The organism is Collimonas sp. OK412, from assembly GCF_900112135.1.
Taxonomy (GTDB): domain Bacteria; phylum Pseudomonadota; class Gammaproteobacteria; order Burkholderiales; family Burkholderiaceae_D; genus Collimonas; species Collimonas rhizosphaerae.
Genome location: NZ_FOLC01000009.1, coordinates 85,568 through 100,647, shown reverse-complemented (window position 1 = coordinate 100,647; position 15,080 = coordinate 85,568). Strand labels below are relative to the sequence as shown.

Genomic DNA, 15,080 nt, shown 5'->3' with positions numbered 1-15,080 from the left:
GGCGAAGCAACAGTCCCCGTGTTGAGTCCTTAGTGGTTCCTATCCACCGCGAACGCAGATAATTGTAGCAAAGAATCCTTGAACTGACTATTTGGCAACCCGGAGATCGCCGCTGCTGCCCGCTGCGCCGCTTTTTCTGCTTCGTGCCTGGTGTAGTTCAGGGCGCCCGAGCTGGTGATGGCGGCGAGGATTTCATCGAAATGCTGTTCGTCGCCGTTTTCGATGCAGCTGCGCACCAGCGCGCGCTGCTCGGCGCTGCCGTGCTCCATCAGGTAAATCAGGGGCAGGGTCGGCTTGCCTTCACGCAGGTCGTCGCCGACATTCTTGCCGATATCGCTGGCGTTGCCGGAATAATCCAGCACATCGTCAATCAGCTGGAAGGCGGTGCCGAGCGAGCGGCCGTATTCGCCCGCGGCGTCGATCACATCGTCGCCGGCGCCCGCAATCAGGACGCCCAGCTGGGCCGCCGCTTCAAACAGCTTGGCGGTCTTGGAGCGGATCACCTGCAGGTAGTTTTCTTCGGACACGTCCGGGTTGTGCATGTTCAGCAATTGCAGCACTTCGCCTTCAGCGATAACGTTGGTGGCGTCGGCGACGATCTGCATCACGCGTGCATTGTCGACCGCCACCATCATCTGGAAGGCGCGCGAATACAGGAAGTCGCCCACCAGCACCGAGGCGGCGTTGCCGAACAGGGCATTGGCGGTCTGGCGCCCGCGCCGCAAGGAGGATTCGTCGACCACGTCGTCGTGCAGCAAGGTCGCGGTGTGGATGAATTCGATCACCGCCGCCAGCTCGTGGTGTTTTTCGCCGCTATAGCCGTAAGCCTGGGCCATCAGCAATACCAGCACCGGACGCAGGCGCTTGCCGCCGGCGCTGATGATGTATTCGGCAATCTGGTTCACCAGCGGCACTTCGGAATGCAGTTGCCGGCGAATCACCGCATTGACCGCTTCCATATCGGCCGCGATCGGGGACATCATGAATTGTGAGGATGAGGTGTTGGGAGCGGCTGACAAAATAAAACCTGTTGGAAATCGATTGTGCCGTGATTATACGATGACAGCCACGATTCGGGCCTGTTGCCCCTAAATTGGCTTTGGCCCGAACTGGTATTGGCGCCGCCCGACAGTGCCCGCCCGATAACCGCGGCACGGCACTGTCCAGTTTCGGTGGACATTGTTATCCCTTTAACTTTGCAAAGGCGGCGGCCATGGCGCTGCTGGCCGGCGCCGGCGCCGCTTGCCGTTGCTGGGACAGGCGCTTGGCGTCGTTGCGGTCGGCGCGCTGCTCCGGCTTGGCGCCGGCGACCGGGGCGTTGTCGGACAGGCGCATGGTCAGCGCAATGCGCTTGCGCTTTTCGTCGACTTCCAGCACTTTCACCTTGACCACCTGGCCAGCCTTGACCACGCTGTGCGGATCCTTGACGAAAGTATTCGAGAGCGCCGAAATATGCACCAGGCCATCCTGATGCACGCCGATGTCGACAAAGGCGCCAAACGCCGCCACGTTGGTGACCACGCCTTCCAGGATCATGTCGGGACGCAGGTCGCGGATTTCTTCGACGCCGTCCTTGAACGTCGCGGTAGTGAATTCCGGGCGTGGATCGCGTCCCGGTTTTTCCAGTTCCTTGAGGATGTCGGCGATGGTCGGCACGCCGAATTTTTCATCGGCGTATTTGGCTGGATTGAGCGATTTCAGCAGCTTGTCGTCGCCGATCACGCCCTTGACGTCTTTCTTGATGTCGGCCAGGATTTTTTCCACCAGCGGATAGGATTCCGGATGCACCGCGGAGCCGTCCAGCGGATTGTCGCTGTTCATGATGCGCAGGAAACCCGCGGCCTGTTCGAAGGTTTTGTCACCCAGGCGCGGCACATCGCGCAGACCGGCGCGCGAGGTAAACATGCCCTTCATGTCGCGATAGGTGACGATGCTTTGGGCGACGCTGGCGTTGAGCCCGGAGACACGCGCCAGCAGCGGCGCCGAGGCAGTGTTGACGTCTACGCCGACCGCGTTCACGCAATCTTCCACCACCGCATCCAGCGAACGCGCCAGCTGGGTCTGGCCGACGTCATGCTGGTACTGGCCGACGCCGATCGACTTCGGATCGATCTTCACCAGTTCCGCCAGCGGGTCTTGCAGGCGGCGTGCAATCGAGACCGCGCCGCGTAAAGAGACATCCATGTCCGGCAATTCGCGCGAGGCGAATTCAGAAGCTGAATACACCGATGCGCCGGCTTCCGACACCACGATCTTGGTCAGCTTGAGTTCCGGCCGCAGCTTGATCAGGTCTTGCGCCAGCTTGTCTGTTTCACGCGATGCGGTGCCGTTGCCGATCGAAATCAGCGACACCTTGTGCTTCTCCGCCAGCTGCGCCAGCGTGTGCAGCGAGCCGTCCCAGTCGTTGCGCGGCTGGTGCGGGTAAATCGCGGTGGTGTCGACCACCTTGCCGGTGGCGTCGATCACAGCCACCTTGACGCCGGTGCGCAGGCCGGGGTCGAGGCCCATGGTGGCGCGCGGCCCGGCCGGCGCCGCCAGCAGCAGCGCTTTAAGGTTGCGGGCGAAAACGTTGATCGCTTCGACCTCCGCCGTTTCGCGCAGCTTCGTCATCAGCTCGGTTTCCAGGTGCATGAAGACCTTGACGCGCCAGCTCCAGCGTACCGTGTCGCTCAGCCATTTGTCGGCGCTGCGGCTTTTGTTGCTGATGCCGAAACGGGCGGCGATGCGTCCTTCGCAAGGATTGTGCGGGGCGTCCCATTTCGGTTTTTCTTCTTCCGTATCGAGGCGCAGCACTACATTCAGGATTTCCTCGCGGCGGCCGCGGAACAGCGCCAGGGCCCGGTGCGACGGAATCGTTCCGATGGTTTCGGAATAATCGAAGTAGTCGGCGAATTTTTCGCCGGTGTCCTGTTTGCCCTCCACTACCTTGGATTCGACCACGCCGTGCTCTGTCAGGTATTCGCGCAGCGCCTGCAGCAGCGCGGCGTCTTCCGAAAAACGTTCCATCAGGATCTGGCGCGCACCGTCGAGCGCAGCCTTGGCATCGGCGACGCCAGGATTGTCGCCATTGTCGGTGCTGAATGCCGGCTTCAGGTATTTGTCGGCTTCCTGCTCCGGGTTCAATTCGGGATTCGCCAGCAATGCATCCGCCAGCTCAGTCAAGCCGGCTTCCGCGGCGATCTGCGCCTTGGTGCGGCGTTTCAGTTTGTACGGCAGGTACAGGTCTTCAAGCCGGGTCTTGTCTTCCGCCAAGGAGATCGCCTGCAGCAGCGCGGGAGTCATTTTCCCCTGTTCTTCAATCGAGGCCAGGATCGCGCCGCGGCGTACTTCCAGTTCGCGCAGGTAGCGCAGGCGCTCTTCCAGCAAGCGCAGCTGGATGTCGTCGAGACCGCCGGTGGCTTCCTTGCGATAGCGTGCGATAAAGGGCACGGTGGCGCCTTCGTCCAGCAGGGCGACGGCAGCAGCGACCTGGGCCGGCTTGGCGGCAAGTTCAAGGGCGAGACGTTGTTCGATCGAAGGCAGCATGAGGAATCTTAAGAGTGAAAATCAAGCGTTGGATCATACGCAATCCAGATAATTCCGCCAGTCTTGACAGCCGGAAAAGAACCCGGCCTGAAAATCCGCTCAGCCGAAATGCTTGTCATATCACCATATCTTTGTTTCCTGGTGGTATTATTTACGCCGTCAAGGCGCCTGCCTGCGGGCGTGCTTCATAGACCGTTGCCGGGCAAGTCTGGCCAGGTGCCTGGAAATGGTTGCAAATGAAAAAGATTGTTAAATGATAATTTTTTTCTTGTTTGTCGATGAGCCAGCAAATATGCTTGTGGCCGAATGCGATTGGGCAAAGACTTAAAGCCCGTCGTTCATCAATCACACGGTAGTATTTCTTCGGGAGTCAAATATGCATCTTTCTAAACGTCTGGGCGCGGAAGCCCTTGGCACATTCTGGCTGGTCCTGGGCGGTTGCGGCAGCGCCGTGCTGGCAGCAGGATTTCCGGGCCTCGGAATCGGTTTTCATGGCGTCGCCCTGGCTTTCGGCCTGACCGTGCTGACGATGGCGTTCGCCATCGGCCACATTTCCGGCTGCCACCTGAATCCGGCAGTCACGCTCGGACTGGCTACCGCCGGCCGTTTCCCGAAGAGTGAAATCCTGCCTTACTGGGTGGCCCAGGTCGTCGGAGGCATCATCGCTGCCGGCGTGCTGTACCTGATTGCTACCGGCAAGGCGGGCGCGGAGATCGGCAATTTCGCCGCCAACGGCTATGGCGACCATTCGCCCGGCCTGTATTCGATGAATGCGGCCCTGATCTCGGAAGTGGTGATGACCTTCATCTTCCTGATCGTGATCCTGGGCGCGACAGACAAGCGTGCGCCGGCCGGCTTTGCACCGATCGCGATCGGCCTGTGCCTGACCCTGATCCACCTGATCAGCATCCCGGTCACCAATACGTCGGTCAATCCGGCGCGCAGCACCAGCCAGGCGCTGTTTGTCGGCGGCTGGGCGTTGCAGCAGCTGTGGCTGTTCTGGCTGGCGCCGCTGGTCGGCGCAGTGATCGCGGGTATCGTGTATCCGGCAATCTGGGGCGAGAAAGAGTAATGCCCTGATCCTGCACGGATGTAAAAAAAACGCGGCATGCCGCGTTTTTTGTTTTCCGTTTGCGATTCTAGCTTAGGGTCCGGCGCTTGCCACCGCTGACACGTTCTATGCCGGCGATATCCTGCCAGCTTTGCACGGCGTCAAACTGCTGCGCCAGCAACAGTCCGCGTACCGCCGGCGCCTGGTCGTAGCCATGTTCCATCAGCAGCCAGCCGCCATCTTTCAGGTGGCCGGCCGCGCCGTCGACGATGCTGCGCAGCGCGCTCAAGCCGTCCGCATGGTCGGTCAGCGCGTCCTGCGGCTCGAAGCGCAGGTCGCCCTGCGCGAGATGGCTGTCGCCTGCAACGATATACGGCGGATTGGCAACGATGACATCGAACCGCTGGCGATCCAGCGCGCCATACCAGTTGCTTTGCAATAGCTGCATCGGCGCCTGGCCTGGTGCCAGATGGCGCGCGGCGTTGCGGCTGGCCACCGCCAGCGCGGCGGCGCTGACATCCAGCGCAGTGAGCTGCAGGTCAGGACGGCTATGGGCGATGGCGACGGCGATGGCGCCGGAACCGGTGCCCAGGTCCAGCACGCTTAGCGCCTGCCGGACGCCGGCAGCGGGCAAATGCTGTAACGCCAGGTCGACCAGCAGCTCGGTTTCAGGGCGAGGGATCAGGACGTCCGGGGTGACTTCGAGCTGCAAGCCGTAGAATTCGCGCTGGCCGACAATGTAGGCAATCGGCTCGCCCAGCAGGCGCCGTTGAAACAAGGCCGACAGCTGCTGTGCCTGCTGCGCATCGATAACCCGTTCGTCCTGGGTAATCAGCTGTATTCGCGACAGCTGCAGCGCATGCATCAGCAGGATGCGGTTTTCGAGCGGGTTGAGCGGCGCTTGCTTCAATACCGCGGCGATGCTGTCGCCCGCTTTTATTGCAAACCTGTCGGAAATCCCAGCCATCGCGTCGCGTCGTTCAGTAACGGCTGTTGCGTTTGAACAGCGTGGCGACCAGGATCACTATCAGCACGACAAACCACAGCAGCGACCATTGCGGGATCGACAGGCCGAGGATAGGGTCGTAAGGCGTCGAGCAGAGCGCATAAGCGTCCACCTTGAACACCGACGGCAGCAAGGTGGCCGGCGGCAGCGCGTTCATGGGCGCTTCCAGCGCATCCCGGCCGCATGAGACCGAGGGATGGGCGATGATCCATAGATGCCAGATGGCGGTGCCGGCGCCACCCAGCCCTGCCAGGATGCCGATCCCCGCACCGGCTTTTTGGGCCCCGGCCGGCAGGCTGGCGCAAATCAGGCAAATCAGCGCGATCGCTGCGAATGCGTAACGCTGTATCACGCACAGCGGGCAAGGCTGCATGTCTTGGTAGTGCTGCAAATACAATGCGCCGGCCAGGATGGCAAGGGCGATGAAGGCGACTGCAAGCAAAACGGATTTGGATGTTTTCATTTTCGGGTATGAAGTTGAGTCGATGTGAGCTTATTTGCCGTGCGTCTGATGCTGCCTGGGCTGCTTGGTTCCGCGCCTGCCGTTAGCATATGCGATTTTCAGATATTTAGAGCGCGTCGCCCAGCGCCGCCAGCAAGTCGGCCTGGTGCTCCGCGGCCAGTGCATTGGTCAGTTCTTCCAGGTCGCCGTCCATGATGAAATCGAGCTTGTACAAGGTCAGGTTGATGCGGTGGTCGGTCATCCGGCCTTGCGGGAAATTGTAGGTGCGGATACGCTCGCTGCGGTCGCCCGAGCCGATCAGCGATTTGCGGGTGGCCGCTTCTTGCGACTGCTGCGCGCGCAGCTGGCCATCCTTGATCCGCGCCGCCAGCACTTTCAGGGCCGACGCCTTGTTCTTGTGCTGGCTGCGGTCATCCTGGCACTCGACCACGATGCCGGTCGGCATATGCGTGATGCGCACCGCGGAATCGGTCTTGTTGATGTGCTGGCCGCCGGCGCCGGAGGCGCGGTAGGTGTCGATGCGGATATCGGCCGGATTGATGTCGACGTCGCCGACTTCATCCGCTTCCGGCATGATGGCGACGGTGCAGGCCGAGGTATGGATGCGGCCCTGGGTTTCGGTGGCCGGCACCCGCTGCACGCGATGGCCGCCGGATTCGAACTTGAGCCTGGAGTACGCGCCGAAGCCGATCACGCGCACGATGACTTCCTTGTAGCCGCCGATTTCCGATGGCGATTCCGACACCATTTCGACCTGCCAGCGGTTGCGTTCGGCGAAGCGCGTGTACATCCGCAGCAGGTCGCCGGCGAACAGCGCCGACTCGTCGCCGCCGGTGCCGGCCCGGATTTCCAGGAAAATATTGCGTTCGTCGTTAGGATCCTTGGGCAGCAGCATTTTCTGCAGGTCGCCCTGCAGCTGTTCCATGCGCGCTTTCGCAGCCACGATCTCATCCTGGGCGAATTCCTTCATGTCGGGGTCGGATTGCATTTCCTGCGCCGCGGCGATATCGGCGTCGGCTTGCAGATAAGCCTGGTACAGCTCGACCAGCGGCCCCAGCTCCGCATGTTCACGCGTCAGCTTGCGATAGCTGTCCATGCTGGCGGTGGCGTCTTCCTGCATCAGCAGGTCGCCGACCTCGACCAGGCGATTGGCGAGTTGGTCGAGCTTGGCGAGCATTGATGGTTTCATGGCGGGTTTCAGTCAGGGCAAGGCGAATAAAAATGGAAGGGTGCAGCGGTGCGCAGGGCGGCGCGGTTGCTCGCGGCCGTGCGGGAGGGCAGGTGCGCTAACGCTTGGTGCGGAACAGTTGCGGCAGGAGGGCTGCCAGGCGCGCGCGTTCGTCGCCCTGGGCATTGTGCAAAGCCTGTTGCGGGCCGTGCATGAACTTGGCGGTCAGGCCTTTGGAGAGCGCTTCCAGGACCACTTCGATATCTTCGCCCTTGGCCAGCATCTTGCGGGCGCGCTCCAGCTCCAGCCGGCGCATGGCTTCGCTCGATTCCTGCAGGTCCTGGATCAGCGGCACCACCGCCCGGTTATCCACCCAGTGCATGAACGACTGCACGCGGGTTTCAATGATGGCTTCGGCCTGCGCCACCGCGGCCTGGCGATTTTCCATGCCGGTTTGCACGATTGAACCGAGGTCGTCGACGGTGTACAGGAAGATATCGTCGAGGCGGCCGATTTCAGTCTCGATATCGCGCGGCACGGCCAAGTCCAGCATGAACATCGGTTTGTGGCGCCGTGCCTTGACCGCGCGTTCGACCATGCCGAGGCCGATGATCGGCAAGCTCGAGGCGGTGCAAGAAACGATGATGTCGAACCTGCCCAGCTGCGTCGGCAGGTCGGCCAGCCGGATCGCCTGGCCGTTAAAGCGGTGGGCCAGCAATTCGGCGCGTTCCAGGGTGCGGTTGGCGACCGTCAAGGATTTCGGATTTTGCGCGGCAAAGTGCGTGGCGCACAACTCGATCATTTCGCCGGCGCCGATGAACAGCACATGCTGGCCGGCGACGGTATCGAAAATCCGTTCCGACATGCGCACCGCGGCGGCAGCCATGGAGACGCTATGGGCGCCGATTTCAGTCGTGCTGCGCACTTCCTTGGCGACCGCGAAGGTCCGCTGGAACAGCTGGTGCAGGTAAGTGCCGAGGCCGCCCGCCGCTTCTGCATGGCGCACGGCATCCTTCATCTGGCCAAGGATCTGCGCTTCGCCCAGCACCATCGAATCGAGTCCTGAAGCTACCCGGAACGCGTGGCGCACGGCGTTATCTTGCGGCAATGTGTACAAATGCGGACGTAAATCAGCGTAGGGCAGCTGATGGTAATGCGCCAGGAAATGTGCGGTGGAATCGATGGAGGCGTCGACGCCGTGCTCGAAATTGGCGGCCGCATAAAGCTCGGTGCGGTTGCAGGTCGACAGGATGGCAGCTTCATCCGACATGCTCACTGCATTGCCGCCGCTGAACCAGGCGCGCGCCGCCATCACCGCCTGACCGATCTGGTCAGCCGGGAAAGCCACCTTTTCGCGCAGGGAAACGGGCGCGGTGGTGTGGTTGAGTCCGACGGTTAGCAGGTGCATGGATGCGGTTGGCAGCAGGGTTGGCAACGAACTGGGGCAATATTGTTAACCCAAGATTATACTCTTTGTAGCCAAGGAGGAAATTCCAGCTTGGCTGACACCGGCCGCAGCTCAGGTGAGGGCTGGCAAAGTTACAATAAAAGTGCTGCCTTCGCCTAACGTGCTTTCCAGCGAGATCTCGCCGAAATGCCGTTCCACCACGGTTTTGACGAACACCAGGCCGAGGCCGGTACCGTCCGAATGCGGCTGGCCCGGGGCGCTGACGCGCTGGTAGCGTTGGAACAGCCTGGCCTGGTCATGCGGGGCAATGCCAAAACCATGATCGGCGATGCGGCAGACTACCTGCGGCAGCAATTTCACGTATTTCAGGCGCAAGGTACAGGTAATCCGGGTATCCGGCAGGCTGTAGCTGATGGCGTTGGAAATCAGGTTGCACAGTGCGCGCGCCATCAGCGAGCGATCGATGTTGGTCAGGAATTCCTGGCCTTCGATATCCGTGATCAGCTCGATCTTCTTGTTGTTGGCGAGGCTCCACATTTCATCGACGGCGTCATACAGCACATCCTGGAAATCCACTTCTTCCAGCCGGTATTCGGATGATTCGGCGCGCGCCAGCTGGACAAAGTTGTCCGCCAGCCCTAATGTCTTGCGCGCCGCCTGTTCCAGCCGCGCGAAAAATTCCTTCTGCGGCAGCGCCGAGGACGGGTTGCCTTGCAGTTCGAGCAGAGCCAGGATCGAGGCTTGCGGCGCGCGCATGTCGTGCGACAGGAAGCGCAGGGTTTCATCCCGGCTGCGTTCGGCGGCGCGGATGATGGTGATGTCGACGATGCTGACGATCCAGCCGGTCAGCACCTGATGCGCGGAGTGGCAGGGACCGCTCTTGATCAGCAGGTCGCGCCCTTGCTGGTCTTGCACCGTGGTGCCGCTGGTGAGGGTGGCTACATGCTCGAGATCGATCAGGTCCCACCAGCTGAAGACGTGGCCGGCCGCGGTATTGCCGGCCTGCGGCGTGCTCATGTTGGAAAACAGGTAGGGCAGCAGCGCGCCGTCGATATTCCGTATGCCGGCGGCGGCGAAATAATCCCGTGCGAACTGGTTCGACACCAATACATGGCCGTCGATGGTGGTGATCAGGGTGGCATCCGGCAGGCTGTTCACGCTGTCGGAAATGAACTGGCGCAAATCGCGCACCCGGCGCGCCGCGACCCGCATGGCGTTGATGCGTTGCTCGAGCAAATCTTCCACTTGCTGCGGCGCCGGTTCCGTATTTACTTCAGGGAGCAGATGCGGCTCCTGGTCCAGCAGCATGAACTCTTGCCCGAGATAGGAAATCGCCGATTCGAGGCGGATCCAGTTCCATATGGGATGAGCGATGGCGAGCGCGATCAAGGCTGCGGTCGGGGCAATCCAGATTCCCAGCGTCAGCAGCAAATAGCTGGCAGCCATCGTCAGCAGCATCAGGGTGGCGGTGATCAGCAAGGAGATGCGCGGTGTCCACAGCAGGTAGCTGGAGAGCGCGATCAGGACCGGGACGATGCTGAACAGCGCGGTCTGCAGCGGGCGGGCGATGCTGATCGATTTGTGGTCGAGCAAGCCGGCCAGGATGTTGGCGTTGATCTCGATGCCAGGCATGACGCCGGAGGTGCCCGAAACCGGCGTCGGGAAAGTATCGGCCATGCCGAGCGCAGTGGCGCCGATCAATACATATTTGCCGGTGAAAAACTGGTCCGGCACGTCGCCGCGCAATACCGAGGCGTACGGCACGGAACGGAAATGGCCGCTGCCGCCGGCGAACGGGATCTGGACCTGGTAATCGCGCTGCCAGCTGTCCGTCTTGTGCGGGCCGGGCTCAACCGGCGTCTCGCTTAACCGCGCACCTGGCAGGTTGCCATTGGCGTCGGTGATCCTTTGGCCGGCGACGCCGGCCAGCGCTACCGCAAAATGCGGCCACCATTTGTCGTCCTGGCCTTCTCGCAGGAAGACGCTGCGCACCACGCCGTCGGGATCGAGCTCGAGATGTATGTGGCCGACGTCGCGCGCGGCGTTGAGGAAATCCGGCGTCGGCGGCAGGGCTTTCAGGCCGGGGCCGGCGCTGGCGACGACGATCGGCAGCACCGTCAGCTTGCTCGCCGCAAGCGCCTTGGTCAGCGCGCGGTCATCGGCGCGCTGGCCGGGAGACTGTCCCTGTTCGGCTTCCGGCATGATCACGTCGAGCCCGATCGCCAGCGGATTGGCGTGCATGATCCGGTTCAGCAGTTTGGCGTGCAGGCTGCGTTCCCAGGGCCAGCGGCCCAGCTTGCTGATGCTGTAGTCGTCGATGGCGACGATGATGATGTCGTCGCGCGCCGGCCGCGAATCGGCCCGCATGAACTGGTCGTACAAGGTCCGGTCAAGGCGGCCGAGGCCGTTCACGTAGCCCATGCTGCCGGCGACGATCAGCATCAGGACGGTGATCGCCATCCATTGGCGAAACGCCACGCGTTTAATGAGCGGGATGACCTGCTTGATCATGAACAGTCGGCTTGAGGATGCATGGTCGTGGCAGGCTTAATATCCGGTCTGGGTCTGGCCGCCGACATTGAGCAAGGGCGAACCGTCGCTGGTGACCCAGCGGCTGCCGATATACACTTTTTGCGAGGGTGAAAAGGGACCGATGTAACCGTCGGCATCGATCGCCTTGATGCGGATGAAATAAGTGCCGCTGTCCGGACGCGGGACGACGATCTCCGGCGTCGCCGTGGTTTGTGTCAGCAGCAATGCCGAGTAGCCGGCGTCGCGGCCGATTTCAACCACGAAGGTTTGTCCCGGCTCTGCGCTCCAGCGGAATGACAGGTCGCCGTCGACCGCATCGGCTATCTTGGGAACCTGCAGCGCCGGCAGCAGGTTGAAGCGCTGCGGATCGCCGTAAGGCCCTTGGTCGCTGTCCTTGCCTTGCTCGACGATGGTCGCCACGCGCCAGAAGTAAGTGCCCAGCGCCAGTTTGCCGGCATTGAATTGCGGCCCAACCACGGCTGGCTGGTCAAGCACCAGCTGCTTGAATCCGGCATCGCTGGCGACTTGCAGATGGTAGGCTTGCGCGTTGCCGACTTCGGCCCAGCTGAACATCACATCTTCTGCGCGCGATTTGTTTTTCGGTTCAATCGAGATAGGCGGTTCGGGCCGCGCCTTCAATGTAAACGCGGTGATGTGCGGGATCCCTTGCAGGCCGCTCTGGTCGAGCGCGGTGATGCGGACGAAATACTTGCCGTCCTCAAGCCCGTTGATCTTGAGTTCGGTGTTGTCCGATTCGGCCTCGCTGACGATATTGCGCGTATCGGCATCCGTGGCGATTTGCGCGCGATAGCCGCGCGCCCCGGCTACCGGGCTAACGCTGAAGCGCACCGTGGGCCGTTCCTGCAGCTGCGGACCGCCATTGAGCTGCGGCGCCGGCAACAGCGCGACCGCCTTGCCGACTCCTTTGGCGTTGGTGACGTTACCTTGTCCTGGATGCAGGGTCAGCGCCGGCGCCTGGTTTTTCTTCGCCACCGCGACACCGCCGCTCAACACTTCGGTCATGACCCTGTCGCCGACCAGGTCGACCCGGAAATCGGTGCCGCGCACGCCGGCCACCGCCAGCGGCGAATGGACTTCGAAACGGCCTTTGTTCTTGTCCAGCGGCGAGACCTTGGATTCGACCCGGCCTTTCAGCAGCGTGATTTCAGTGCGCGGGCTGTTGGTATACCGTGCAGTGCGCAGCTTGCTCAGTTTTACCTGGCTGTTGGACGGCAGGGCGACATGCGATTGATCAGGCAGGGTGAGCGACAGGAAGCTGTTGCTGCCGGTATTGATGATGGCGCCTTCGCTCAATGTGGTGCCGATGTTGATGTCGATCGGCTTGCCATCCGCGGCGACAGCGTCGATATTGCCGGACATGGCTGCTACCTGGGCCGTGCTCGGATCGTCCGGCAGCAGCGCCACGGGAATGATGATGGCGGTGCCGACCGGGATCGTGCGGTCATTGTCGATGTGGTTGAGTTTCGCCAGCTGCACCCAGTTGTTCTTGCTGGAAGTCAGCTGTGCTGCGATCACGCCCAGGGTGTCGCCAAGCTGCGCGCGATAGGTAATCGTCGCTGCACCCACCTGCAGCGTGGCCGGATCCAGCGCCGGCGGGGCCGCAAACAGCGGCGACCCTGCAAGGCAGAGCGCCAGGAAAGCCATTTTGGTGAGTGTGGTGCGCATATCTGTCTATCAGCGCAACCGAAACGCGCCTTATCCTGTGAGTTGTTCTAGTCGATAACCGTAGCTATAAACCGGAGCCAGTCGATAGCCGTTTTCTGGTCGTAATTGTAACTTACTCCGCACCCGCGAGACGTGGGTATCCATGGTACGGGACGGAATGTCGACATCGCGCGACCAGACTGCTTCCAGGATATAGGCGCGCGACAGAGGGCGGCCCAGGTTGCGAAAAAACAACAGCGCCAGGTCGAATTCCTTTTGCGTGATCTCGATCGGCTTGCCGGCCAGGGTCAGGCGGCCCGAGCGCGTTTCAAACAGGTAATCGTTAAATACGATCTGCTCGCTCGAATTCTGGATCGGATAGGCGCGCCGCAGCAAGGCTTGCACGCGCGCCACCAGTTCGCTGCGGCGGATCGGCTTGATCATGTAGTCATCGGCGCCGGCGGCCAGGCCTTCGACAATGTCATCCTCGCCGGAACGGCTGGTGATGAACAGCACCGGAATGGTTTTGGGAAGTTTGTCTCTCACCCAGCGCAACACCTCCGGGCCGCTGAGATCAGGAACCTGCCAATCCAGGACCAGCATGTCGTAGCTTTCCCGACGCAACTGGTTCAGTATTTCTTTGCCGCTCTGGAATGGATGGCAGATATGCCCACTGGATGTGAGCACCTGGCAAACTAGATCGGTTTGACTGGGGTCGTCATCAAGGACAGCAATTCTCATATTTTATATATGTTAGGTGATTTCAGCGCTGGAGGCCGGCATCGGTGTTGTGGCGAATACAAGGAGTATATTAATCTTATTGCTACATTGCTGTAGATAAATATTCTATATATTTCCAGTGTCTTTCAATTGCCACAAAAAAATAAATAATTCAGCGGTGCCGGATGCTTTTGGCAAAGCCGATGCCAACAATTTAACCGAAGCGGTATTTGTTTGGCGATATATGCAATCGTCATACAGTGTATGACGGGATTTGTAAAATTCCACCAGCGATGTTGAATAACGAGAATCTGCCCCAGGCCATCGATCCTGGCTGGTCATTGCGCGGATTGCCGCCAGCGCGGCATTGCGCCGAATTCAGCTTCTGCCTGCCGTATCGGCTTATGCGTCTGGCAGCACCACGTTCACGTCCAGCACTTCCAGATTTCCCTGGCGATCCAGGGAAATCTTGATGTCGTCGGCGTTCACCTTGGTGTATTTCGAAATCACTTCGATCAGTTCTTTGTGCAAGGCCGGCAGGAAGTCATGGCCCTGGCGGCCATTCCGTTCGCGCGCAATGATGATTTGCAGGCGTTCCTTGGCCGCAGACGCCGTTTTAGGCTTGCTGGTAAACAAGAACGAGAGCAATGCCATGTTATTTCCCTCCAAAGATGCGGTGCAGGAAACCCGGTTTTTCATAGGAGGTAAACCGCAGGGTGACGTCTTCGCCGAGGAAGCGCGAGACGACGTCTTCGTAGGCAAGGGCGACATCGCTGCCCTTGATGTGGATCGCCGGATTGCCCTGGTTGGAGGCGTGCAGCACCGATTCCGATTCAGGAATGATGCCGATCAGCGGAATCCGCAGAATATCCTGAACGTCGGTATACGACAGCATTTCACCGGCTTCGACGCGCTTGGCCGAATAACGGGTGATCAGCAGATGTTCCTTGACCGGTTCGCCGCCGTTCTGCGCGCGCCGCGATTTTGCCTGGATGATGCCGAGGATGCGGTCGGAGTCGCGCACCGACGATACTTCAGGGTTGGTGACGACGATCGCTTCATCGGCAAACGTCAACGCCATCACGGCGCCGCGTTCGATGCCGGCCGGCGAATCGCAAATGATGTATTCGAAGTCCATCTTGACCAGGTCGTTAAGAACGGTCTCCACGCCTTCTTCGGTCAGCGCATCTTTGTCGCGGGTTTGCGAAGCCGGCAAGATGAACAGGTTTTCGCAATGCTTATCCTTGATCAGGGCCTGGGTCAAGGTGGCTTCCTTGTTGACCACGTTGATCAGATCGTACACCACGCGCCGTTCACAGCCCATGATCAGATCCAGGTTGCGCAGGCCGACGTCAAAGTCGAGCACAGCCGTTTTGTGGCCGCGCATGGCCAGACCCGATGCAAAACTGGCGCTGGAGGTGGTCTTGCCAACGCCGCCTTTGCCGGACGTAACAACGATGATTTTTGCCACGAAGAGCTCCTTTATGCATTGCGGGACAGGGTGCAAGGGCCACCATAACGTGGCGAATTACATTTTCCGTG

Annotated in this window: 12 protein-coding genes; 1 reads left to right on the top strand and 11 read right to left on the bottom strand. The window is 60.8% G+C overall.

Going from position 1 to position 15,080, the window contains the following annotated elements; translation table 11 throughout:
• Positions 1 to 29: 29 nt before the first annotated feature.
• Positions 30 to 980 (bottom strand): octaprenyl diphosphate synthase, encoded by a 951-nt coding sequence (gene ispB, locus BM062_RS11840; protein WP_092397181.1) that lies wholly within the window; start codon positions 978 to 980, stop codon positions 30 to 32.
• 202 nt (positions 981 to 1,182) lie between these two features.
• A complete protein-coding gene (locus tag BM062_RS11835) occupies positions 1,183 to 3,525 on the bottom strand; it encodes a Tex family protein (protein WP_092397028.1) in 2,343 nt (780 codons plus the stop codon).
• A gap of 376 nt (positions 3,526 to 3,901) precedes the next feature.
• Between BM062_RS11835 and aqpZ the strand changes: the two genes are divergently transcribed.
• A complete protein-coding gene (gene aqpZ, locus BM062_RS11830) occupies positions 3,902 to 4,597 on the top strand; it encodes an aquaporin Z (RefSeq protein WP_092397026.1) in 696 nt (231 codons plus the stop codon).
• Positions 4,598 to 4,664: 67 nt separating this feature from the next.
• On the opposite strand, the gene prmC is transcribed toward aqpZ, so the two are convergent.
• The 9 genes from prmC to minD form a co-directional block, all read right to left on the bottom strand.
• Entirely contained in the window at positions 4,665 to 5,543 is an 879-nt protein-coding gene (prmC, locus tag BM062_RS11825) for a peptide chain release factor N(5)-glutamine methyltransferase (protein WP_092397025.1), read from the bottom strand.
• 13 nt (positions 5,544 to 5,556) lie between these two features.
• Positions 5,557 to 6,045, bottom strand: a complete 489-nt coding sequence (locus tag BM062_RS11820; RefSeq protein ID WP_092397023.1) for a disulfide bond formation protein B — start codon at positions 6,043 to 6,045, stop codon at positions 5,557 to 5,559.
• A 106-nt stretch (positions 6,046 to 6,151) separates the two neighbouring features.
• On the bottom strand, positions 6,152 to 7,234 hold the full coding sequence (gene prfA / locus BM062_RS11815) for a peptide chain release factor 1 (RefSeq protein ID WP_092397021.1): 1,083 nt from the start codon (positions 7,232 to 7,234) through the stop codon (positions 6,152 to 6,154).
• Between the two features lie 97 nt (positions 7,235 to 7,331).
• Positions 7,332 to 8,621, bottom strand: a complete 1,290-nt coding sequence (gene hemA / locus BM062_RS11810) for a glutamyl-tRNA reductase (RefSeq protein ID WP_092397019.1) — start codon at positions 8,619 to 8,621, stop codon at positions 7,332 to 7,334.
• Between the two features lie 111 nt (positions 8,622 to 8,732).
• Entirely contained in the window at positions 8,733 to 11,132 is a 2,400-nt protein-coding gene (locus BM062_RS11805; RefSeq protein ID WP_092397017.1) for a CHASE2 domain-containing protein, read from the bottom strand.
• A 36-nt stretch (positions 11,133 to 11,168) separates the two neighbouring features.
• A complete protein-coding gene (locus BM062_RS11800; protein WP_092397015.1) occupies positions 11,169 to 12,839 on the bottom strand; it encodes a FecR family protein in 1,671 nt (556 codons plus the stop codon).
• Between the two features lie 30 nt (positions 12,840 to 12,869).
• Complete coding sequence (locus BM062_RS11795; protein ID WP_014007885.1) at positions 12,870 to 13,559, bottom strand: response regulator transcription factor; 690 nt, start codon at positions 13,557 to 13,559, stop codon at positions 12,870 to 12,872.
• 381 nt (positions 13,560 to 13,940) lie between these two features.
• On the bottom strand, positions 13,941 to 14,192 hold the full coding sequence (gene minE / locus BM062_RS11790; protein WP_092397013.1) for a cell division topological specificity factor MinE: 252 nt from the start codon (positions 14,190 to 14,192) through the stop codon (positions 13,941 to 13,943).
• 1 nt (position 14,193) lies between these two features.
• Entirely contained in the window at positions 14,194 to 15,009 is an 816-nt protein-coding gene (gene minD / locus BM062_RS11785; RefSeq protein WP_014007883.1) for a septum site-determining protein MinD, read from the bottom strand.
• Between the last annotated feature and the right edge of the window lie 71 nt (positions 15,010 to 15,080).